Origin of the sequence: Allobosea robiniae (assembly GCF_900102525.1) — a bacterium.
Classification (GTDB): domain Bacteria; phylum Pseudomonadota; class Alphaproteobacteria; order Rhizobiales; family Beijerinckiaceae; genus Allobosea; species Allobosea robiniae.
In genome coordinates, this window is the sequence record NZ_FNBZ01000007.1 from 106,229 (window position 1) to 127,121 (window position 20,893).

Consider the following 20,893-nt stretch of genomic DNA (forward strand, 5'->3'; position numbering starts at 1 on the left):
AGCCCGAGCATGACGGCGCGCTCCGGCCGTTTTCGCAACCTTAAGATCGCGGCCAGCGTTCTGGCGATCTCGGCCATCGCCGCAACCGCAGCTCTCATCCTCTACGCCCGCTCCCTCCCCCCGCTCGATCTTTCCGCCGCGGCCGATCGCTCGACCGTGGTGCTCGATCGCGAGGGCAGGCTGCTGCGTCCCTTCCTTACCGCCGACGGCCGCTGGAAACTCCCTGTCACCGGCGACGATGTCGATCCGCGCTATCTCGCCATGCTCAAGGCCTTCGAGGACAAGCGCTTCGACAGCCATCACGGCATCGACCCGTTGAGCATGCTCCGCGCTGCCGGCCAGATGCTGATGAATGGCCGCGTCGTCTCCGGCGGCTCGACGCTGACCATGCAGGTCGCCCGCCTGCTCGAGCCGCGCAAGGAGCGCACGCTCGCCGCCAAGCTCCGGCAGGCCGTGCGCGCGATCGAACTGGAACGGCGCTTCGACAAGGCCCGCATTCTCGATCTCTACCTGACGCTCGCCCCCTTCGGCGGCAATCTCGAAGGCGTGCGCGCCGCGAGCTTCGCCTGGTTCGGCAAAGAGCCGAAGCGTCTCTCCACCGCCGAGGCCGCCCTGCTCGTCGCCCTCCCGCAATCGCCCGAGACGCGCCGGCCGGACCGCTTCGTCGAGGCCGCCCGCAAGGCGCGCGAGCGTGTGCTGGAACGGGTCGAGCAGGCGGGCCTGGCCACATCAGACGAGGTCGCCGCCGCGCGCAACGAGCCGATCCCGACGGCACGGCGCCCCTTCCCGAATCTGAGCCCCCATATCGCCGAGCAAGCTGTGGCGGAGGCGCTGGCTGAGCGCGTCCAGAAGCTCTCGCTCGATGCACGCTTGCAGACGGCGCTCGAAGGGCTCGCCCGCGAGCGCAGCCTGGGCCTCAACCCCCAGGTGTCGATTGCGATCCTCGCCGTCGACAACGAGACCGGCGAGATCCGCGCCTCGGTCGGCGGCGTCGATTATTTCGCGGCGGAGCGCGCCGGCTCGCTCGACCTGACGCGCGCGCTGCGTTCGCCCGGTTCGGCGCTGAAGCCCTTTATCTATGCGCTCGCCTTCGATAGCGGCATCGCCCATCCCGAGACGATGCTGGAGGACCGGCCGGCCCGCTACGGCATCTATATCCCCGAGAATTTCGACATGACCTTCCAGGGCATGGTCAGCGCCCGCAAGGCCCTGCAGTTCTCGCTCAACGTGCCTGCGGTCGAGCTGCTCTCGGCGCTCGGCCCCCAGCGCTTCCTATCGCGCCTGCGCGATGCCGGCATCAGTATCGCCATGCCCAGGGATAGCGCCGCGCCCGGCCTTGCGGTCGGCCTCGGCGGCGTCGGCATAACGCTTCAGGATCTGACCCGCGCCTATGTCGGGCTGGCCCGCGGCGGTGAGATGCTGCCGCTGCGTTTCCGGCAGCAGGCGACGCCGTCAGGCCCGGCCCCGCGCCTCGTCGAACCCGTCGCCGCCTGGTATGTCGCCGATACCTTGCTCGGGGCGCCGCCGCCGCTCAATGCCGTGCCCGGCCGCATCGCCTACAAGACCGGCACCTCCTATGGCTATCGCGACGCCTGGGCCGTCGGCTTCGACCGCAAGCATACGATCGGCGTGTGGGTCGGTCGTGCCGATAACGGCGCCGTGCCCGGCCTCGTCGGGCGGGCAGTGGCGGCACCGATCCTGTTCGACGCCTTCGCCCGGCTCGGCATCGACCCGCGCCCCTTCCCGCAGCCGGCTGACGCGATCGTCGCCAGCACGAGCCATCTGCCGCCGCCGCTCCGGCATCTCCGGCAGGACGTGCCCAAGACCGTGACCGCGATGATGACGCCGACGCTGAAGCTCGCCTTCCCGCCGGACGGCGCCCGCATCGATCTTTCCGCCGCCGCGCTCGACGGCAATGGCCGGCTCAACCTCAAGGCCGCCGGCGGCTCGCCGCCCTACACCTGGCTGGTCGACGGCACGCCGGTGACCGAGCCGCAGCGCCGCCGCGAGACGCAATGGCAGCCGCCGGGCAAGGGCTTCATGCGGATTTCGGTGATCGATGCGACGGGAGCAAGCGAGAGCGTTTCGGTGAGGCTGCAGTAGCGCTCCCGCTGTCATCCCGCACGGCTCGCGCGGGATGACAGCGGGTAATCCTTACTCCGCCGGCGCCGGATGCGCTCCATGCCCTTCCTCATGCGGGGCGTGGCGCGAGCCATGCACCTTGCGGGCGAGGTAGCTATAGGCGACCGGCACCACGAAGAGCGTCAGCAACGTGCCGAAGGTCATGCCGCCGACGATGACCCAGCCGATCTGCGAGCGGCTTTCCGCACCGGCGCCATGGGCGATGGCCAGCGGCACGGCGCCGAGCACCATCGCGCCTGTCGTCATCAGGATCGGCCGCAGGCGCAGTTCCGCCGCCTCGACGAGGGCGTCGATCATCTCCTTGCCCTCTTCCCGGAGCTGATTGGTGAATTCCAGGATCAGGATGCCGTGCTTGGTGATCAGGCCGACCAGCGTGATCAGGCCGATCTGGCTGTACACGTTCATCGTCCCGCCGGTGTAGTAGAGTGCCGCAAGCGCGCCGGTGAGCGAGAGCGGCACCGAGACCATGATCACGATCGGGTCGACAAAGCTCTCGAACTGTGCCGCCAGCACCAGGTAGATGAAGCCCAGCGCCAGCAGGAAGACGATGAAGATGCTGGCGCCCGACTGCTTGAATTCACGGCTCTGGCCGGAATAGTCGACCTGCACCGAGGACGGCAGAACGCGCGCCGCGCCGTCCTCCAGCACCTTGAGCGCATCGCCGAGCGAATATCCCGGTGCCGGGATCGCGGTGACCGTCGCCGAGCGCAGCTGGTTGAAACGGACGAGTTCCTTCGGCGCGACGTTCTCCTCGATCTTGACCAGGCTCGACAGCTGCACCACCGCGCCGCCGCGGCCCAGCAGGTAGATCGACTGCAACGCCTGCGGCGTGTTGCGCTCGGCGCCCTCGACCTGCAGCACGACATCGTACTGCTTGCTGTTCATGTTGAAGCGCGTCACCTGCCGGCCGCCCAGCAGCGTCTCCATGGTGCGCCCGATGATGTCGACGCCGACACCGAGATCGGCGGCGCGCTGCCGGTCGATCGTGACCTTGATCTGCGGCTTGTCGAGGATGAGGTTGGTATCGAGATTGGTCAGAACCGGCGAATCGCCGACCTCGGCCATCAGCTGGTCGACATAGGACTTGATCTGCGTATAGGGCTCCGACGAGCGCAGCACGAACTCGACCGGCTTGCTGTTGGCGTTGCCCTGCCCGAGCGAGGCCGGATTGGTGGCGAACAGGCGGATGCCCGGGATCTGCGACAGCCCCTTGTTGATCTCGGCGACGAGGTCCTGCTGCTTGCGCTCGCGCTGCTCCCAGGGCTTGAGGCGGGCGAAGCCGATCGCACGCGTCACGTCGGGGAAGCCGACGATGACGAGGTAGGTTTCGACCTCCTGGATGTTCTTGAAGTAATCCTCGACCTGCCGGGCGTAGTCTGCGGTGAAGGACAGCGTCGCGCCCTCCGGCGCCACGCCGACGGCGGTGATCGTGCCGCGATCCTCGACCGGCGCCAGTTCCGAGCGCAGATGGGTGAAGAAGAAATAGCCGCCGCCGGCGACGCCGATCGCCAGCAGCACGACGAGCGGGCGCACCGACAGGGCCGCGCGCAGCGAGGCCTTGTAGCCGCGCGACAGCCCCTCGAAGCCGCGTTCCAGCAGGTTGTAGAGCCAGTTGTGGTTCTCGTGGTGGCGCAGCAGCTTGGCGCACATCATCGGCGTCAGCGTCAGCGCGACGAAGCCGGAGACCAGCACCGCTCCGGCCAGCGTCAGCGCGAACTCGATGAAGAGCTTGCCGGTGCGCCCTGTCGAGAAGGCCATCGGCGCATAGACCGCGACCAGCGTCAGCGTCATCGCCACCACGGCGAAGGCGATCTCGTTGATGCCGCGGATCGCCGCCGGGGTCGGCTTCATGCCGTCCTCGATATGGCGGTGCACATTCTCCAGCACCACGATGGCGTCGTCGACGACGAGGCCGATGGCAAGCACCATCGAGAGCAGCGTCAGCGTGTTCACGGTAAAGCCGAGCGCATACATCAGCGCAAAGGAACCGATCAGCGAGACCGGGATCGTCACCAGCGGAATCAGGGTCGCGCGGACCGAGCGCAGGAAGATGAAGATGATCAGAACCACCAGCACGATCGCCTCGACGATCGTCTGGTAGACCGCCTTGATCGAGCGGTCGATGAAGACCGAGGTGTCGTAGGACTTGCCGATCGACATGCCCTGCGGCAGGTCCTCGATGATGCCCGGCAGCGCCTCCTCGATGCCGGCCGAGACGTCGAGCGGGTTGGCCGTCGCCTGCTTGACGATACCGATCGTCACCGACGGCGTGCCCTTGAACCAGGCGGCGTTGCGCTCCTCGCGCGCGCCCAGCTCGACCTTGGCGACATCCTTCAGCTTGACGGAGAAACCGTTGGCATCCTTGACCACGATCTCGCGGAATTCCGCCGGCGTGGTCATGCTGGTCTGCGAGAGCACCGTGAATTCGCGGTCGCTGCTCTCGATCCGCCCCGAGGGAATCTCGATGTTCTGCGCCCGGACGGCCGCCTCGATCTGCTGGACGGAGATGTCGTAGGCCGACATGCGGGCGCGGTCGAGCCAGATGCGCATCGCATATTGGCGCTGGCCGAGAATGCGCACCTCCGCCACACCGGTCACGTTCTGGACGCGGTCCGAGATGAAACGGTCGGCGAAATCGGTGAGTTCGAGCGGCCCGTGCCGCGAGCTGGTCAGCGAGAGGTAAAGGATCGGCTGCGCATCGGCCTCGACCTTGGCGATGACCGGCTCGTCGATCTCGTCCGGGATGCGGCTGCGCACGCGGCTGACGCGGTCGCGCACGTCGGACGCCGCGACGTCTGGATCGACATCCGGCCGGAAGCGCACCTGGATGAAGCTGCGCTCCTGGCGGCTGGTCGAGGAGATGATCTCGATGCCTTCGATACCCGCGATCGAATTCTCCAGGATCTGCGTGACCTGCGTCTCGATGATCTCCGCCGAGGCGCCGCGATAATCGGTGCGGACCGAGACGACAGGCTCGTCGATATTCGGGTATTCGCGGATCGTCAGCCGGCCGTAGGACACGATGCCGATCAGGATCACCAACAGGCTCAGCACCGTCGAGAGAACGGGCCGGCGGACGAAGAGTTCGAAGAGGCTCATGCGTCGGTCCTAGAGCATTTCCGGGTGAGGCGGAGGCCAGTTTGCGTGAAGAAACGAAGGTCCGCGTCAACGAATATGCGACAAAACAAAGAGGTGGAGCATTTCGCGGGAAGCGCGGAAATGCTCTAGAGCTGGCTCGTCTGGACGACCTTGTCCTTGATCGCGATGGCGGCGCCGTCGCGCAGCCGCATCTGGCCGGCGGTGATGATCTGCATGCCGGGCGTCAGCCCGTTGACGATCTCCACCTTGCCCGGCAGGCGCTTGCCCAATTCGACGGCGACGCGCTTCGCCTTGCCCTTGTCGACGACGTAGACGATCTTGCCGACGGCATCCGGCACGACCGCCATCTCCGGCACGACGATCGCGTTCTGACGCTGGTCGACGGTGATGGCGAGGCGGGCGAAGAGGCCGGGCTTCAGCGCGAGATCGGCATTCGGGATGTTGGCGCGCAGGCGGATCGCCCGGCCGTTGACGTCGACCACCGGGTCGATCGCGTAGATCTGCCCCTGGAATTTCCGGTCCGGAACCGCATCGACGCCCATCTGCACGGGCAGGCCCACCTTCAGGCGGCTGAGATAGATCTCGGGCACGCGGAAATCGATCTTGATCGGATCGATGCTGGTCAGCGTGATCAAGGGCTTGCCGACGGAGACGTAATCGCCGACGCCGACCGAGCGCAGGCCGACGACGCCGCTGAACGGCGCCACGATGGTCGACTGCGCCAGCTTGGCCTTGGCGAGCTGGATGCGTGCCTCGCTCGAGGCGAGCTTCGCGCCGGCTTCGTCGAGCGCGACCTGCGTGCCCGAGCCGCGCTGCACCAGCGCCCGCAGCCGCTCATGGGTATCCCGGGCCAGACTCAGATCGGCTTGCGCCTGCTTGAGTTCGGCATCGAGGATCGCGGTGTCGAGCTTGACGAGGTCCTGGCCTGCCTTGACGCGCTCCCCTTCCTTGAAGCCGAGCGCGATGACGCGGCCGGCGATCTCGGGCGCGATCACCACGGATTCGTCGGCGGCAAGCGTACCGAGCGCCTCGACCTCCTCGCTGACGGTCATGACCTCGATATTGGCCACTTCGACCGGCACTGCACGCGGCCCCGAGACCGCACTGGCCTGGGCCTGCTGCGTGCCGGCGCGCTGGTTGCGGTAAGCATAGTATCCACCGCCCGCAACGGCAGCGACGAGAACAAGAAGGACGAACCGCTTCATCAGGCTGGAGGCTCCGTTGCCGCCCATTGGTCTTAAATGGAACGAAAGGCGTTGCTAAGATGCCGGCGCGCCACAGCGGCGCAAAAACATAGGCTTTTGCGCCGATGCCGTATCGATCCGGCCTCGCAGCATCAATGCAAGATGCTTGCCGATAAGAGGCCCACCGTCACGGGCATCTCCGCCGCACACAGACATCCGCTTCTATCCTGCCGGTAAGCCGGGAATCGTCCAAGCGCATTCTGGAGACCTCACGAAACGTTGACCGGCTCCTGAGGTGGCAAAATGCTCCTGTCGGGGCCTTCCCAGGCCGTCATGTGCCTGTCATTCGCAGCCGATAGGGCTCGCAGCAATCGAGACGCCTGACCCTCCGGCCCCGGCCGGACGGGAATGCGCTCATGCCCGTATCGTGCCCGAGAACCTTTCCATGCTGCGCATCGAAGGCCTGACCAAGCGCTTTGGCGACAGGAACGCGGTCGACACCGTGACCCTGACCGTCCCGAAGGGAGAGATGGTCGGCGTGATCGGCCCCTCCGGCGCCGGCAAGTCGACGCTGCTGCGCATGCTGAACCGCCTGACCGAGCCGACCTCCGGCAAGATCGTCTGCGAAGAGCAGGACGTCACCGGCCTGAAGGGCGCCTCGCTGCGGCGCTGGCGCCGCGACACGGCGATGATCTTCCAGCAGTTCAACCTCGTCGGCCGCCTGGACGTGCTGACCAATGTCCTGCTCGGCCGGCTGAACCACCGCTCCGCGGCGCTCACGCTGGTCAAGAGCTTCTCCGAGGACGACAAGATCCGCGCCATCGCGGCACTCGAGCGTCTCGATATGGGTCATTTGCTGGCGCAGCGCGCCGAGACGCTTTCGGGCGGCCAGCAGCAGCGCGTCGCCATCGCCCGCGCGCTCGTCCAGGAGCCGCGCATCATCCTGGCCGACGAGCCGATCGCCTCGCTCGACCCGCGCAACACTCAGGTCGTCATGGACGCGCTGTTCCGCATCAATCGCGAGGACGGTATCACCGTGATGTGCAACCTGCACGACCTCGACATCGCCGCGAAATACTGTGACCGCCTGATCGGCATGTCCGCCGGCAAGGTCGTGTTCGACGACGTGCCGCAGGCGCTGACCCGCGAGGTCGCCGCCGAGCTCTACGGCATCGAGGCCAAGGATGCCGGCGCCGAGGCGCTGGATGCGCTCGATGCCATCGCTGCCTCCGAGGCGAAGCGCGTCCGCCAGAAGATCGCCTGATTTCCAGAGATCGCCGGACCGGCCTGAAGGCCGTCGCCGCGAGAAGACCATCCCACCTACAACGCAGGAGCACATCGATGCTGACCCGTCGTCATACCCTCAAGCTCGCCGCCGCCGGCCTCGCGCTCGCCGCCAGCCCGGCTTTCGCACAGGACTGGAAGGCGAAGTATCCCGAGCTCGTCTTCGCGATCATCCCCTCCGAGAACGCCTCCGGCGTTACCGAGCGCTACACCCCCTTCGTGCAGTATCTCGCCAAGGAGCTCGGCACCAAGGTCACCTTGCGCATCGCCAACGACTACGCCGCGATCATCGAAGGTCAGCGCGCCGGCAACATCCACATCGCCTCCTACGGCCCGGCCTCCTTCGCCCGCGCCCGCATGACCGGCGCCAGGACCGACGCCTTCGCCATCGAGACCAATCTCGACGGCACCAAGGGCTACCACTCGGTCTTCTACGTGAAGAAGGACTCGCCCTATCAGAAGGTCGAGGACCTCAAGGGCAAGAATCTCGGCCTCGTCGACCCGAACTCGACCTCCGGCAACAACGTGCCGCGCTTCGTGCTCAACGGCATGAAGATCGAGCCGGAAACCTTCTTCTCGAAGGTCGTCTATACCGGCAGCCACGAGAACGCGATCATCGCGCTCCAGCAGGGCACCGTCGACATCGCCGCCAACTGGTGGAACGACGAGCAGGAATCCAACCTGCAGCGCATGGCCCGCAAGAACATGGCCAAGGCCGACGATTTCCGGATCATCTACAAGTCCGAGCAGATCGTGAACTCGCCGATGGCCTATCTCACCGACCTGCCGGAAGAGCTCAAGGCCAAGATCCGCGACGCGGTGCTGAACCTCGCCACCAAGGACAAGGCTGCCTTCGACAAGATCTATGAAGGCAAGCAGGGCCCGCTCGTCGCCGTCGGCAACGAGGCCTATGACCCGATCATCGAGCTGAACAAGTTCGTCGACGACCTCCGCAAGAAGAAGTCGTCGTAAGCAGCACGCCTGCTCTCGCCGTCATGGTCGGGCGTGTCCCGACCATCCACGTCTTCCCTGCCTTCCGCAGCGCTCAAGACGTGGATGCTCGCCACAGGGGCGAGCATGACGGCAGCGGCGCTGCCTAGCGCCCTCTCCGGCAACGGACGCAAGATTTCATGACCCTCGCGATCGACCGCAACGACCCGGCTATCCGGGCCCATGCCGAGGCCTATCGGCAGGCCGCCTCGGCCAAGCGCCGGCAGGCCCTGATCGGCATCGCCGTCTTCATCGCCTGCGTGCTGCTCTCGGCGCGCGGCGCCGAGGTCGATCTCGCCAGGTTCTTCGAGAATATCGGCCGCTTTCCGAAATACATCTACGAGACGCTGCCGACACTTCGGTTGAACAGTCTGAGTGCCGACCTCTCCGAGTGGTATTGGGGCCTCAAGGGCTGGCTGAAGCTGCTCTGGCAGACCGTGCTCATCGCCTATGTCGGCACGATCCTCGGTGTCGCCGGCGCCTTCCTGTTCTGCTTCGCCGCCGCCGCCAATCTCGGCCGCGCCACCTGGCTGCGCTTCGCCGTGCGGCGCTATCTCGAGTTCTGCCGCACCGTTCCGGAGATCGTCTTCGCGCTGATCTTCGTCATCGCCTTCGGCCTCGGCCCGCTGCCCGGCGTGCTCGCCATCGCCATCCACACCATGGGTGCGCTCGGCAAGCTCTTCTCCGAAGTGGTCGAGAACATCGACCTGAAACCGGTCGACGGCATCACCGCCGCGGGCGGCAGCTGGTGGCAGGTCGTCCGTTTCGCCGTGGTGCCGCAGGTGCTCTCCAATTTCGCGAGCTATGCGCTGCTGCGCTTCGAGATCAATGTCCGCGGCGCCTCGATCATGGGTTTCGTCGGCGCCGGCGGCATCGGCCAGGACCTGATCGAAGCCATCCGCAAGTTCTACTTCACAGATGTCAGCGCCATCCTGCTGCTGATCATCGTCGCGGTGATGCTGATCGACTACGGCACCGAGCGGCTGCGCCACGCCCTCCTCAGCCTGGAGCACGGCCGATGAGCCTCGCCCTCTCGACGGCCGAGCGCGCCGACATCCTGCGCCGCCATGAAGCCGCGATCCGCGGCTCGCTCAAGACCAAGCTCGCAACGATCGGCACCATCGCCGCCCTCGCCGGCCTCTTCCTCTACGGGCTGACCACGCTTGAGACTTCGCTCTGGAAGCTCATCGGAGGCCTGGGCAATCTCGGCACCTTCGTCGTGCTGATGCTGCCGCCCGATCCCGGCTCGTTCGCCCGCGCGATCATCTTCGTGAAGGCGCTGTTCGAGACCATCGCCATCGCCTTCCTTGGCACCGTGCTTGCCGCCATGCTGGCGCTGCCGCTCGGCTTCATCGCCGCGCGCAACGTCGTCGCCAACCGGATCGTGCATTTCCTGGCCCGCCGCTCGCTCGACACGGTGCGCGGCGTCGATGCCCTGATCTGGGCGCTGATCTGGGTGAATGTCGTGGGCCTCGGCCCCTTCGCCGGCATGCTCGCGATCATGACCAGCGATCTCGGCGCCTTCGGCAAGCTCTATTCCGAAGCGATCGAGGCGGCCGACCGCCGGGCGGTCGACGGCGTCGCCTCGGTCGGAGGCGGCAAGGCCCACGAAATCCGCTTCGGCCTCTTGCCGCAGGTGCTGCCGGTGATCGCGAGCCAGGTGCTCTACTACATCGAGTCGAACACCCGCTCCTCGACCATCATCGGCATCGTCGGCGCCGGCGGCATCGGCCTCTATCTCGCCGAGACGATCCGCACGCTGGAATGGCAGCAAGTCTCCTTCCTGATCCTGCTGGTCCTCGCCGCGGTCTCCGCCATCGACTTCCTGTCCGGGAAGCTGCGCTTCGCGATCATCGGCAAGCGGGCAAGCTGAAGGCGGGGCAGCCGTCATTCTCAGGCGAAGCGAAAACCCGAGAATCTCGTGCAGAAGGGGGCGCCTTTCCATCCTGAGATGCTCGGGTCAAGCCCGAGCATGACGGTGCCCCTCAATCCCCGAACGGCTCGATCACCATCTCCATGCGCTCGGCGGCGAAGACGCTGGAGACCAGATGGATCGGCGTCAGGTCCGGCAGCGCATCGACCGCCGTCGAGATCATCACGGCAGCCTCGGGGGCGATCTCCAACAGTTCCGCCTCGCGCTCATCGGCCAGCCGTGCCGTCAATCGCGTCGACAGGCGCACATAATCCGTGATGCCGTAAATCTTGAAGGCCGCCGTGATCGAGCCCGCCGCATCGCGATAGGCCCTATCGAAATCCGGGAAGCGCTCAACCGAGAGCCAATGCATGCCCGTCCCCATCGGCACGCCATCCGCCATGCTGACACCCTGCACGCACCAGAGCGGCGTCCCGGTCTTGAGCTTGAGCGCCGTGCAGGCAGCCGCCTCGCCGACGACCACCTCGGCCGAGAGCATGCGGCTCGTACCGGTGATGCCGAGCTTGCCCATATTGCTGCGCATGCTGACGCGCCGCCCGATCGGATAGGGCAGGCGCGGTGCCGTCACCTGCGTGCCGCGTCCGCGGGAGACGGTCACCAGCCCCTGATCGGCGAGATGGCGGAAAGCCTGCCGCACCGTATGGCGATGCACGCCATAGCGCTCCGCCAGCGTGACCGAGGCCGGCAGCGTGTCGCCGAGCTTGTACTCGCCGCGCCCAATCGCATCCGCCAGTTCGTCGGCGATGCGCCGCCAGGCCGTGCCCCCGTCGCGCTCCGCCAGTGCCACATCCGTCATCAAAGTTTCATCCGAAAAGTATAGACCTTTATCATCAACTCCCCTAGCATAGTCTAGACATTCGGAACTGACCAGCGAGCCCGCGCCGATGACGCAGAAAACCCCGAGGCAAAGCTGGATGGCGACGCTGGCGCGCGCCTCCCGCGGCGAGATCGAAACCCTGCTCGGCGATCCGCCGGACCACGACCTGTTGAAGGCGCCGGAGACTGGCACCGTGATGGTCGAGGGCCGCGCCGGCGGCGCCGGCCGCCGCTTCAATCTCGGCGAGGCCACCGTGACGCGCTGCGTCGTGCGCCTGTCCAACGGGCGGATGGGCTTCTCCTATGCGCTCGGCCGCGACAGCCGCAAAGCACGACTCGCCGCCCTGCTCGACGCCCGCCTCCAGGACGAGGCCGAAGGCAGCGGCCTGCATCAGGGCATCGCCGCCCTCGCCACCCAGCAGGCGGCCGCGCGCGACCTCGCCTCGAGAAAGGCGGCGGCGACCAAGGTCGATTTCTTCACGCTGGTCAGGGGCTCGTGATGCCGACCGAAACCATGATCGCTCCCGGCTTCTCCGATCCGGTCTTCCAGTCGCAGGCCGCCTTCCGCGCCCTGCTCGCCGCCCTCTCCGAACCCGGAACATTACAGCAAGTTGCCGGCGAGATCGCACCGCCGGAAGGCCTGGCGACCGCGACGGCCACCGCCCTGCTGACGCTCGCCGATTACGAGACGCCGGTCTGGCTGCCCGAAGCCCTGCGCAATGGCCCGGCCGGCGCCTGGCTGCGCTTCCATTGCGCCGCCGCGCTCGTCGACGACCCGGCCGAGGCCGCCTTCGCGGTCATCGACGGCGCAGCCGATGAGCCCAGGCTCTCAGCCTTCAATCTCGGCACGGATCAATTCCCGGATCGCTCGACCACCGTGATCGTGCAGGTCGCCGGCCTGGAAGGCGGCCCCGCTATCACCTTCTCCGGCCCGGGGATCCCCGGCACCCGCACTATCACGTCGCAGGGCCTGCGCGCCCGCTTCATCGATGAGCTGCACGAGAACAACGCCATCTATCCGCTCGGCGTCGATGTCCTGCTTGCGCATGGCGAGGGCTTGATCGGCCTGCCGCGCTCGACGCAAATCGAGGAGGTTCGCTGATGTACGTTGCCGTCAAAGGCGGCGAAGCCGCCATCCTCGCCACGCATGATCTCGTTGCCGAAGCGCGCCGCGGCGATCCGGCCGTGCCTGAAATCTTGGTTGCCCAGATCCGCGAGCAGCAGGCTTTAGCCTGCGCCCGCGTGATGAACGAGGGCTCGCTCTACGACCAGGACCTCGCCGCGCTCGCGCTGAAGCAGTCGCAGGGCGACGTGATCGAGGCCGCCTTCCTGATGCGCGCCTATCGCACGACGCTGCCGCGCTTCGGCTCCTCCGAGCCGCTCGATACGGCTGCGATGGCGATCCGCCGCCGCGTCTCGGCGACCTACAAGGACCTGCCCGGCGGGCAGGTACTCGGCCCGACCTACGACTACACGCACCGTCTCTTCGACTTCGCCCTGATGGACGAAGGCAGCGAGGCCGCCCCCCGGAAGGCGCCCGCCCCGCTCGATGCCACCATGCCGCGCGTGCCTGACATCCTCGGCGCCGAAGGCCTGATGGAAGCCGAAGAGCCGCCGGAAGGAGACCCCCGCCCCTTCGACCTGACGCGCGATCCCGTCTCCTTTCCGGCGGATCGCGATGTGCGCCTGCAATCCATGGCGCGCGGCGACGAGGGCTTCCTGCTCGGCCTCGGCTATTCCGTGCAGCGTGGCTTCGGCGGCACGCATCCGTTCGTCGGCGAGGTCCGCGTCGGCGAGGTCGCGGTCGAATTCGTGCCGGAGGAGCTCGGCTTCGCGGTCGATCTCGGCGACATCACCCTGACCGAATGCCAGATGGTCAACCAGTTCCAGGGCTCCAAAGAGGTCCCGCCGCAATTCACCCGCGGCTACGGCCTCGTCTTCGGCCATAGCGAGCGCAAGGCGATGTCGATGTCGCTGGTCGATCGCGCCTTGAAAGCGCGCGATTTCGGCGAAGCCACCAACTACCCGGCGCAGCAGGACGAATTCGTCCTCTACCACGCCGACAATGTCGAGGCGGCCGGCTTCGTCGAGCATCTCAAGCTGCCGCACTATGTCGATTTCCAGGGCGAGCTCGAACTGATCCGCCGCATCCGCAAGGAGCGCGAGGAACGGCTTGCTCAAGAGCAGAACGCCATGCCGGAGGCTGCGGAATGACCATCCATCAGATGCCGGCAGATAATACGAAGCCGGCTTACAATTACGCCTATCTCGACGAGCAGACCAAGCGAATGATCCGCCGCGCCCTGCTCAAGGCCGTCGCTGTGCCCGGCTATCAGGTGCCCTTCGGCTCGCGCGAGATGCCCTTGGCTCGCGGCTGGGGCACCGGCGGCATCCAGATCACGGCAGCGATCATCGGCCCGGCTGACACTTTGAAAGTGATCGACCAGGGCGCCGACGACACCACCAATGCCGTCTCGATCCGCAGGTTCTTCGAGCGCACCGCCGACGCCCGCACCTGCGAGGCGACGGATGACGCGACGATCATCCAGACCCGCCACCGCATCCCGGAGGCGCCGCTGAAACCCGGCCAGGTCATAGTTTATCAGGTGCCGACGCCCGAGCCGCTGCGCCGTCTGGAGCCGCGCGAGGCCGAGACCCGCAAGATGCACGCCTGGGCCGAATACGGGCTGATGCAGGTCAAGCTCTACGAGGATATCGCCCGCTATGGCGAGATCACCAAGACCTATGACTACCCGGTCATGGTCAACGGCCGCTATGTGATGGCACCCTCGCCCATTCCGAAATTCGACAATCCGAAGATGCACATGTCGCCCGCTCTCCAACTCTTCGGGGCCGGCCGCGAGAAGCGCATCTACGCGCTGCCGCCCTATACCAGCGTGCGCAGCCTCGATTTTGAGGATCATCCCTTCCGCATCCAGAGCTGGACACAGCCCTGCGGGCTCTGCGGCGCGGGCGATAGCTATCTCGACGAGGTCGTGATCGACGACCAGGGCGGGCGCATGTTCGTCTGCTCCGACAGCCATTATTGCGAGACCCGCCGGGCGGAAGGCCATCGCGGCACCATGCTGGGCGACGCGGCCGCAAGCGGCCTGGTCGAGGAGACCACCCCATGACCCTGCATGTCGCAGCGGCCGAGTTCGCGCTCGAACCCGCCCCCCTGCTCTCCGTCGAGGGCGTCAGCCGCTTCTATGGCGAGCGCATCGGCTGCGCCGATGTCTCCTTCGATCTCTGGCCGGGCGAAGTGCTCGGCATCGTCGGCGAATCCGGCTCGGGCAAATCGACCCTGCTGCGCTGCCTCGCCGGCATCGACAAGCCCGACGAGGGCGAGGTGCTGTTCCGGGGCGGGCCCGCACCGCTCGACATCTACTCGGTCTCCGAGCAGGAGCGCCGCCGCCTGATGCGCACAGCCTGGGGCATCGTCCACCAGAACCCGCGCGACGGGTTGCGCATGGATGTCACCGCTGGCGGCAATGTCGGCGAGCGGCTGATGGATCGCGGCGACCGGCATTACGGCCAGATCCGCGAGCGCGCGCTCGACTGGCTGCAGCGCGTCGAGATCGCCGGCACCCGTATCGACGACCGGCCGCGCCAGTTCTCCGGCGGCATGCAGCAGCGCCTGCAGATCGCCCGCGTACTGGTCTCGGAACCGCGCCTCGTCTTCATGGACGAGCCGACCGGCGGCCTCGACGTGTCCGTGCAGGCCCGCCTGCTCGACCTCTTGCGCGTGCTGGTGCGCGACCTTGGGCTCGCCGCGATCATCGTCACCCACGACCTCGCCGTCGCGCGTCTCCTGACCGACCGGCTGATGGTCATGAAGGATGGCCGCGTCGTCGAGCAGGGCCTGACCGACCAGGTGCTCGATGATCCCCACCACGCCTATACGCAGCTTCTCACCTCGGCGGTGCTGAGCGTGTGACCTCGTCACACCCTCGTCACCTCGCCGGCACAAGGCACTGACACCATGACCACGATGATTCAGGTCGAGAACGTCGCCAAGACCTTCACCCTGCACAACCAGGGCGGAGCGCGGCTGCCCGTTTTCGACAACGTCAATTTCCATGTCGAGGCCGGCGAGGCGCTGGTGCTCGCCGGCGCGTCCGGCGCCGGCAAGTCGAGTCTGCTGCGCATCCTCTATGGCAATTACAGGCCGACTTCAGGCGCGATCCGCATCACCCATGCCGGCCGGCCCGTCGACATCGTCGCCGCTGTGCCGCGCACCGTGCTCGACATCCGCCGCCGCACGCTCGGCTTCGTCTCGCAGTTCCTGCGCGTCATTCCGCGCGTCTCGACCCTCGACATCGTGCGCGACCCGTTGCTGGCGCGCGGCGCCACGCCGGAAACCGCGACCGAGCGCGCCAAGGGTATGCTCGCCCGGCTCAACCTGCCGGAGCGGCTGTGGAACCTCGCGCCCGCCACCTTCTCCGGCGGCGAGCAGCAGCGCGTCAACATCGCCCGCTCCTTCGTCGACCCCTCGGCGATCATGCTGATCGACGAGCCGACCGCCTCGCTCGACGCCGCCAATCGCGACGTCGTCGTCGAACTCATCGCCGAGGCGCGCGCCGCCGGCTCCGCCATCGTCGGGATTTTCCATGATGAGGCGGTTCGCGAACGCGTCGCGACGCGCTATCTCGATATCACCGCTTTCCGGAAGGCCTGACGATGCAGACCGTTCTCACCAACGCCAAACTCATTCTCGAGAACGAGGTCGTCACCGGCACGATCGCCTTCAACCAGACCGGCATCACCGCCGTCAACCAGGGCCAATCCTCCCTGCCCGGCGCCATCGATGTCGGCGGCGACTATGTCGCGCCCGGCCTCGTCGAGATGCACACCGACAACATGGAAAAGCATTTCATGCCACGTCCCAAGGTCTTCTGGCCCAACGGACTCGCGGCCGCGCTGGTCCATGACGCCCAGATGGCCGCCGCCGGCGTCACCACGGTCTATGACGCGGTCTGCGCCGGCACACCCTTCTCGGCCAAGGACTACCGCAAGGACATCTTCGCCGACGTGATGAAGTCGCTGGCCTATGGCAAGCGCGAGAACGTCTTCCGCATCGACCATCGCATCCATATGCGCTGCGAGCTGACGAGCCCGCAGCTGCTCGACGACATCGCGCCCTATCAGGACGACGAACTGGTCCAGCTCGTCTCGCTGATGGACCACACGCCCGGCCAACGCCAATGGCGCGATCTCCAGCACCTCAAAACCTATGCCGTCGGCAACGGCAAGACGGTCGCGGAGTTCGAAGAGGATGTCGCGGTGCGCCAGCGCGAAGGCGCCGCCAACGTGGCGAAGAACTGGCAGGCCGTGGTCGACATCTTCCGCGCGCGCGGCATTCCGCTCGCGACCCATGACGACACGATTCCCGAGCATGTCGAGGAAGGCGTCGCCTCGGGTGCCGTGATCTCGGAATTCCCGACCACGGTCGAGGCCGCCGCCGCTGCCAAGCAGGCCGGCCTCGCCACGGTCGCCGGCGCGCCGAATGTCGTGCGCGGCGGCTCGCATTCCGGCGGCGTCTCGGTCTCAGAGCTCGCCGAGAAGGGCCTGCTCGACGGTCTTTCCTCGGATTACGTGCCGGCGAGCCTGCTGCAGGCGGTGGTCAAGCTGAATGCCGACCATGGCATCGCGCTGCCCGAAGCGATGGGCATGGTGACCTGGAAGGTCGCCGATATCCTCGGCCTCAGTGATCGCGGCCATCTCAAGACCGGGCTGCGGGCCGATCTCGTGCGCTTCAAGGTGCTCGGCGCGACGCCGGTGCTGGCTGCGGTCTGGTCGCAGGGCGAGCGCGCATTTTGAGCAAGCCGCGCTACGCCGTCTATTACGCCCCCGCAGCCGACAGCGCCCTCTGGCGCTTCGGCAGCGCGACGCTCGGCTATGATGCGCTGACCGGGGAGGACCTGCCCTTCGCCGTTCCGCCCGGATGCGATCCGGCGCTATGGCCGGCCTTCACCGAGGAGCCGCGGCGCTACGGTTTCCACGCCACGCTGAAAGCGCCCTTCGAGCTTGCCGATGGCCGCAGCGAGGAGCAGTTGCGCGCCTTCGCCCGCAATCATGCCGCGGGGCTCGATGCCGTGGAGCTGGCGGGGCTCAGCGTCACGGCGCTCGGCTCCTTCGTGGCGCTGACGCCGTCCGAGCCGAGCGAAGCCCTGCAGCGCTTCGCCTTCTCGACCGTGCAGGCCTTCGAGCTTTTCCGCGCGCCGCTTTCCGAAACGGACAAGGCGCGGCGCCTCAGGAGCCCACTCACCCCCGCTCAGCACGCCTATCTCGAAGCCTATGGCTACCCCTATGTCGGCGACGCCTTCCGCTTCCACATGACGCTGACCGGTTCCTTGCCGGGCGACCAAGCAACGCCGGTGAAGCAGGCGCTTGAAACCGCCTATGCTGCAGCGCTTCCGGCCGGCCCGGTCAGGATCGATCGCTTCGCGCTGTTCAGGCAGGACGACCGCACTGGCCGCTTCCGCCTGCTCGATTCCTATTCGTTCGGCTAGGCGTCGTGCCGGCCGAGTGCGCGCAGGACAGCCAGCAGTTCCTCCGCAGCCTCGACGACGCTGCGATCGTTCAGGATCGTGACGATCTCGGCGCGTTCCGCCGTCAGGGGCGCCTCGCGCTTCAGGCGGGCGGCGATATCGGCCTCGCTCTCGCGCCCGCGCGCCGCCAGGCGCTGCGCCAGCACCGCGACCGGCGCGGTGATGTTGAGCACCACGACGCGCTCAGCCAATCGCTCCGCCGCCGCGATGGCGCGCCGCGAGACATTGACGATAACCACGGCACCCGCGCCGATGCCCGACAATTCCAGCGCCGGAATGCCGTAGCTCAAACCATGAGCCTGCCAGCTCAGCGCGAGGCCACCATTGGCCTCGATCGTGCGGAACCCAGCTTCGTCGCAAGAATCGTGATCCTCGGCCCCGGCCATGGCCGGCCGGGTGATCAAGCGCCGCGCGAAGCGATAGTTGGGATCGCCGGCGAGGCCCGCCCGCGCCGCATCCATCAGCGTGTCCTTCCCAGCCCCGGAGGGACCGACCACGAGAACGAGCACGCCCGTCTGCACGGCGGGGATCGCGATATAAGGAGAGGATGAGGACATGGCCGCGAAAAAGCTGGGACTCGAACCGCTGATCGACCCGACCGCCCAGGTGAGGCAGGCGACACTCGGCCGCTACACCGCCATCGGCGCGCGCACCATCTTCGCCGAGTCGACGATGGGGGACTACTCCTATGTCGTGAACGACGCGAATGTCATTTACACGACAATCGGCAAATTCTGCTCGATCGCGGCAATGACCCGGATCAATCCCGGCAATCATCCGATGCATCGCGCCAGCCAGTCGCATTTCACCTATCGCGCCGCCGCCTATTTCGACGATGCCGCGGATGACGAAGCCTTCTTCGACTGGCGCCGGTCGCATGCCGTAACGATCGGCCACGATGTCTGGATCGGCCATGGCGCGATCGTGCTCGCCGGCCGCTCGATCGGCACCGGCGCGGTAGTCGCGGGCGGGGCCGTCGTCACCAAGGACGTCGCGCCCTACACCATCGTCGCCGGCAATCCGGCCCGGCCGGTGCGGCGACGCTTCACTGAGGATGTCGCGGATAGATTGCAGAACCTCGCCTGGTGGGACTGGGAACACACCCGGCTGCGTGCCGCCCTCGACGATTTCCGCAATCTCTCGGTGGAGGACTTCCTGGAGCGTCACGAAGCGGGCTGAGCGGCATTTATCCGGTTGTTATTGCTGGATTTTCGAATTCTCAACGCGCCAGCTTCAACTCCAGGCCGGGATAATACGGCTCGGCCTTGTGGAAATTGACCCAGATCAAGACATGCCCTCATAGGTTGTTAACCCTGATGGCCCATGGTCGGGCTCCGGCGGAAGCGGTTTCCGCCTGAGGCTGGGGACCTCCTGATGTCGGCAATGGATCATCTCGGCAAGCGGCTCGCCTTCATGCAGCTCGGCCCGGACGCACAGGCGCGCATTCGCGACGTCGGCGACGCTCTGGACACGTCGATTCCGGGCGCTCTCGACGCCTTTTATGCGCAATTGCGCGCCTTTCCCGAGACCAAGGCTTTCTTCAGCAACGAACAGCACATCGAAAGCGCCAAGCAACGCCAGGGCAAGCACTGGAGCGGCATCGCGACCGGCACCTTCGACGAGCACTATATCGGCGCCGTCACCCAGGTCGGGAAGATCCATGCCCGCATCGGCCTGGAGCCGCGCTGGTATATCGGCGGCTACGCGCTGATTCTCGAAAAGCTGCTCGCAGGCGTGCTGGAGGCGCGCTGGCCGAAGAACGCACTGGGCAGGCGCATGCCCGGCGTCACCGAACGCTCGGCCGAGATCGGCGCCATCGTCAAGGCGGCCATGCTCGACATGGATTATGCGATCACCGTCTATCTGGAAGCCTCGGAGGAAGCCCGCCTGAAGGCCGAGGCCGAGGCCCGCGCCATCGAACAGGCCAAGGCGGCCGAGCGCGACCAGGCCATCGCCTGCGTCAGCCAGAGCATGGCGGCGCTCGCCGATGGCGATCTGACCTATCGCATGAGCGCCGAGATCCCGGCCGAATATTCCGAGATCCGCGACCATTTCAACGGCGCCATGGCGCGCCTGCAGGAGATGGTCGGTACGATCAAGGCGACCTCGGCCGCGATCTCCTCCTCCTCGCAGGAGATCAGCGCCGGCGCACAGGACCTGTCGATGCGCACCGAGCAGCAGGCCTCGGCTCTGGAGGAGAGCGCGGCGACGACCGAGCAGCTCGCGGCTTCCGTCAAGACTTCGACCCAGGCTTCGCGCGAATCCGTTTCGCTGGCGGACGAAGCCGCCAATGTCGCGCGCACCGGCGGCGACATCGTCCGCGACGCGGTCGAGGCGATGGCGCGGATCGAGGGCGCTTCGAAGCGCATCTCGGAGATCACCGACGTGATCGACGGCATTGCCTTCCAGACCAACCTGCTCGCCCTGAATGCCGCCGTCGAGGCGGCCCGCGCCGGCGATGCCGGACGGGGTTTCGCCGTGGTCGCAGCCGAAGTCCGGGCCCTGGCCCAGCGCTCGGCCGGCGCCGCCAAGGACATCACCGGGCTGATCTCATCCTCGGACGCGGAAGTGGCCGAGGGCGTCAAGCTTGTCCGCCAGGCCGGCGAGACGCTCGACCGCATCGTCGCAGCCTCTGCCAAGGTCTCCAGCACGGTCGAGGAGATCGCCTCGGCATCCGGCGAGCAGGCCAACGGCATCGACGAGATGAGCCAGACCGTCAGCCACATGGACGAGATCACCCAGCAGAACGCCGCGCTGGCCGAGGAGAGCGCTGCTTCGGCACGGGTCCTGCTCGACCAGATCGACCAGCTCAACCGGCTGGTCGCGGCCTTCCGCACCGAGCAGGGCAGCGCGGTTAGCGGCGTCGGCGCGGTGAGGCGACGCGCAGCCTAGGC

General features: G+C 66.9%; 19 protein-coding genes. 15 read left to right on the plus strand and 4 right to left on the minus strand.

The genetic code is table 11. From position 1 onward, the window contains the following. Positions 1-9 precede the first annotated feature (9 nt). Positions 10-2,103, plus strand: coding sequence for a penicillin-binding protein 1C (gene pbpC / locus BLQ70_RS19330; protein ID WP_244512097.1), 2,094 nt, complete (start codon positions 10-12; stop codon positions 2,101-2,103). 51 nt (positions 2,104-2,154) lie between these two features. Here the strand turns inward: pbpC and BLQ70_RS19335 are convergent, their stop codons facing one another. After that, the gene (locus tag BLQ70_RS19335; RefSeq protein ID WP_091860072.1) at positions 2,155-5,241 is read right to left on the minus strand and encodes an efflux RND transporter permease subunit; all 3,087 of its coding nucleotides are present in this window, start codon (positions 5,239-5,241) and stop codon (positions 2,155-2,157) included. A gap of 125 nt (positions 5,242-5,366) precedes the next feature. After that, positions 5,367-6,446 carry an efflux RND transporter periplasmic adaptor subunit gene (locus tag BLQ70_RS19340; protein ID WP_170843473.1) on the minus strand — a complete coding sequence of 360 codons (1,080 nt, stop codon included), beginning with the start codon at positions 6,444-6,446 and terminating at the stop codon, positions 5,367-5,369. A 424-nt stretch (positions 6,447-6,870) separates the two neighbouring features. Between BLQ70_RS19340 and phnC the strand changes: the two genes are divergently transcribed. The 4 genes from phnC to phnE (BLQ70_RS19360) all read left to right on the plus strand — a co-directional run bounded on the left by phnC (position 6,871) and on the right by phnE (BLQ70_RS19360) (position 10,572). Continuing rightward, positions 6,871-7,689, plus strand: a complete 819-nt coding sequence (phnC, locus tag BLQ70_RS19345) for a phosphonate ABC transporter ATP-binding protein (RefSeq protein ID WP_061971361.1) — start codon at positions 6,871-6,873, stop codon at positions 7,687-7,689. 77 nt (positions 7,690-7,766) lie between these two features. Next, on the plus strand, positions 7,767-8,681 hold the full coding sequence (phnD, locus tag BLQ70_RS19350) for a phosphonate ABC transporter substrate-binding protein (RefSeq protein WP_091860077.1): 915 nt from the start codon (positions 7,767-7,769) through the stop codon (positions 8,679-8,681). 158 nt (positions 8,682-8,839) lie between these two features. Further along, positions 8,840-9,721 carry a phosphonate ABC transporter, permease protein PhnE gene (gene phnE / locus BLQ70_RS19355; protein ID WP_061971358.1) on the plus strand — a complete coding sequence of 294 codons (882 nt, stop codon included), beginning with the start codon at positions 8,840-8,842 and terminating at the stop codon, positions 9,719-9,721. Continuing rightward, entirely contained in the window at positions 9,718-10,572 is an 855-nt protein-coding gene (gene phnE / locus BLQ70_RS19360) for a phosphonate ABC transporter, permease protein PhnE (protein ID WP_091860080.1), read from the plus strand. Before phnE (BLQ70_RS19355) ends, phnE (BLQ70_RS19360) begins: the two co-directional genes overlap by 4 nt. A 112-nt stretch (positions 10,573-10,684) precedes the next feature. On the opposite strand, the gene phnF is transcribed toward phnE (BLQ70_RS19360), so the two are convergent. After that, the gene (gene phnF / locus BLQ70_RS19365) at positions 10,685-11,428 is read right to left on the minus strand and encodes a phosphonate metabolism transcriptional regulator PhnF (RefSeq protein WP_091860084.1); all 744 of its coding nucleotides are present in this window, start codon (positions 11,426-11,428) and stop codon (positions 10,685-10,687) included. An 88-nt stretch (positions 11,429-11,516) separates the two neighbouring features. Between phnF and phnG the strand changes: the two genes are divergently transcribed. From phnG to BLQ70_RS19405, 8 genes are read left to right on the plus strand one after another with little or no spacing between them, the layout of a single operon-like run. Further along, a complete protein-coding gene (gene phnG, locus BLQ70_RS19370; protein WP_091860087.1) occupies positions 11,517-11,948 on the plus strand; it encodes a phosphonate C-P lyase system protein PhnG in 432 nt (143 codons plus the stop codon). Further along, positions 11,948-12,550: a phosphonate C-P lyase system protein PhnH gene (phnH, locus tag BLQ70_RS19375; protein WP_091860090.1), complete on the plus strand. Its 603-nt coding sequence runs from the start codon at positions 11,948-11,950 to the stop codon at positions 12,548-12,550. Before phnG ends, phnH begins: the two co-directional genes overlap by 1 nt. After that, positions 12,550-13,662 carry a carbon-phosphorus lyase complex subunit gene (locus BLQ70_RS19380; protein WP_091860093.1) on the plus strand — a complete coding sequence of 371 codons (1,113 nt, stop codon included), beginning with the start codon at positions 12,550-12,552 and terminating at the stop codon, positions 13,660-13,662. Before phnH ends, BLQ70_RS19380 begins: the two co-directional genes overlap by 1 nt. Continuing rightward, positions 13,659-14,582 carry an alpha-D-ribose 1-methylphosphonate 5-phosphate C-P-lyase PhnJ gene (locus BLQ70_RS19385; RefSeq protein WP_280140829.1) on the plus strand — a complete coding sequence of 308 codons (924 nt, stop codon included), beginning with the start codon at positions 13,659-13,661 and terminating at the stop codon, positions 14,580-14,582. Before BLQ70_RS19380 ends, BLQ70_RS19385 begins: the two co-directional genes overlap by 4 nt. Further along, positions 14,579-15,385, plus strand: coding sequence for a phosphonate C-P lyase system protein PhnK (gene phnK, locus BLQ70_RS19390; RefSeq protein WP_091860096.1), 807 nt, complete (start codon positions 14,579-14,581; stop codon positions 15,383-15,385). The genes BLQ70_RS19385 and phnK overlap by 4 nt, the downstream gene beginning before the upstream one ends. 45 nt (positions 15,386-15,430) lie before the next feature. Next, positions 15,431-16,126: a phosphonate C-P lyase system protein PhnL gene (gene phnL, locus BLQ70_RS19395; RefSeq protein WP_091860098.1), complete on the plus strand. Its 696-nt coding sequence runs from the start codon at positions 15,431-15,433 to the stop codon at positions 16,124-16,126. 2 nt (positions 16,127-16,128) lie between these two features. Then, positions 16,129-17,268, plus strand: a complete 1,140-nt coding sequence (locus tag BLQ70_RS19400; RefSeq protein WP_091860101.1) for an alpha-D-ribose 1-methylphosphonate 5-triphosphate diphosphatase — start codon at positions 16,129-16,131, stop codon at positions 17,266-17,268. Continuing rightward, on the plus strand, positions 17,265-17,960 hold the full coding sequence (locus tag BLQ70_RS19405; RefSeq protein WP_244512098.1) for a DUF1045 domain-containing protein: 696 nt from the start codon (positions 17,265-17,267) through the stop codon (positions 17,958-17,960). Before BLQ70_RS19400 ends, BLQ70_RS19405 begins: the two co-directional genes overlap by 4 nt. On the opposite strand, the gene phnN is transcribed toward BLQ70_RS19405, so the two are convergent. Further along, positions 17,957-18,556, minus strand: a complete 600-nt coding sequence (gene phnN, locus BLQ70_RS19410) for a phosphonate metabolism protein/1,5-bisphosphokinase (PRPP-forming) PhnN (protein WP_091860107.1) — start codon at positions 18,554-18,556, stop codon at positions 17,957-17,959. The genes BLQ70_RS19405 and phnN overlap by 4 nt on opposite strands. On the opposite strand from phnN, the gene BLQ70_RS19415 reads away from it, so the two are divergent. Next, a complete protein-coding gene (locus tag BLQ70_RS19415) occupies positions 18,555-19,178 on the plus strand; it encodes an LbetaH domain-containing protein (RefSeq protein WP_091860110.1) in 624 nt (207 codons plus the stop codon). The genes phnN and BLQ70_RS19415 overlap by 2 nt on opposite strands. A 195-nt stretch (positions 19,179-19,373) precedes the next feature. Continuing rightward, positions 19,374-20,891: a globin-coupled sensor protein gene (locus tag BLQ70_RS19420; RefSeq protein ID WP_162260146.1), complete on the plus strand. Its 1,518-nt coding sequence runs from the start codon at positions 19,374-19,376 to the stop codon at positions 20,889-20,891. Positions 20,892-20,893 lie beyond the last annotated feature (2 nt).

Coding starts and splice junctions, on each gene's coding strand:
- phnH (WP_091860090.1), top strand. CDS start 11,948: ATGCCGACCGAAACCATGATCGCTCCCGGCTTCTCCGATCCGGTCTTC.
- pbpC (WP_244512097.1), top strand. CDS start 10: ATGACGGCGCGCTCCGGCCGTTTTCGCAACCTTAAGATCGCGGCCAGC.
- BLQ70_RS19400 (WP_091860101.1), top strand. CDS start 16,129: ATGCAGACCGTTCTCACCAACGCCAAACTCATTCTCGAGAACGAGGTC.
- phnC (WP_061971361.1), top strand. CDS start 6,871: ATGCTGCGCATCGAAGGCCTGACCAAGCGCTTTGGCGACAGGAACGCG.
- phnE (WP_061971358.1), top strand. CDS start 8,840: ATGACCCTCGCGATCGACCGCAACGACCCGGCTATCCGGGCCCATGCC.
- BLQ70_RS19415 (WP_091860110.1), top strand. CDS start 18,555: ATGGCCGCGAAAAAGCTGGGACTCGAACCGCTGATCGACCCGACCGCC.
- BLQ70_RS19340 (WP_170843473.1), bottom strand. CDS start 6,446: ATGAAGCGGTTCGTCCTTCTTGTTCTCGTCGCTGCCGTTGCGGGCGGT.
- phnK (WP_091860096.1), top strand. CDS start 14,579: ATGACCCTGCATGTCGCAGCGGCCGAGTTCGCGCTCGAACCCGCCCCC.
- phnL (WP_091860098.1), top strand. CDS start 15,431: ATGACCACGATGATTCAGGTCGAGAACGTCGCCAAGACCTTCACCCTG.
- phnF (WP_091860084.1), bottom strand. CDS start 11,428: ATGACGGATGTGGCACTGGCGGAGCGCGACGGGGGCACGGCCTGGCGG.
- BLQ70_RS19420 (WP_162260146.1), top strand. CDS start 19,374: ATGTCGGCAATGGATCATCTCGGCAAGCGGCTCGCCTTCATGCAGCTC.
- phnN (WP_091860107.1), bottom strand. CDS start 18,556: ATGTCCTCATCCTCTCCTTATATCGCGATCCCCGCCGTGCAGACGGGC.
- BLQ70_RS19380 (WP_091860093.1), top strand. CDS start 12,550: ATGTACGTTGCCGTCAAAGGCGGCGAAGCCGCCATCCTCGCCACGCAT.
- phnE (WP_091860080.1), top strand. CDS start 9,718: ATGAGCCTCGCCCTCTCGACGGCCGAGCGCGCCGACATCCTGCGCCGC.
- phnD (WP_091860077.1), top strand. CDS start 7,767: ATGCTGACCCGTCGTCATACCCTCAAGCTCGCCGCCGCCGGCCTCGCG.
- BLQ70_RS19335 (WP_091860072.1), bottom strand. CDS start 5,241: ATGAGCCTCTTCGAACTCTTCGTCCGCCGGCCCGTTCTCTCGACGGTG.
- phnG (WP_091860087.1), top strand. CDS start 11,517: ATGACGCAGAAAACCCCGAGGCAAAGCTGGATGGCGACGCTGGCGCGC.
- BLQ70_RS19385 (WP_280140829.1), top strand. CDS start 13,659: ATGACCATCCATCAGATGCCGGCAGATAATACGAAGCCGGCTTACAAT.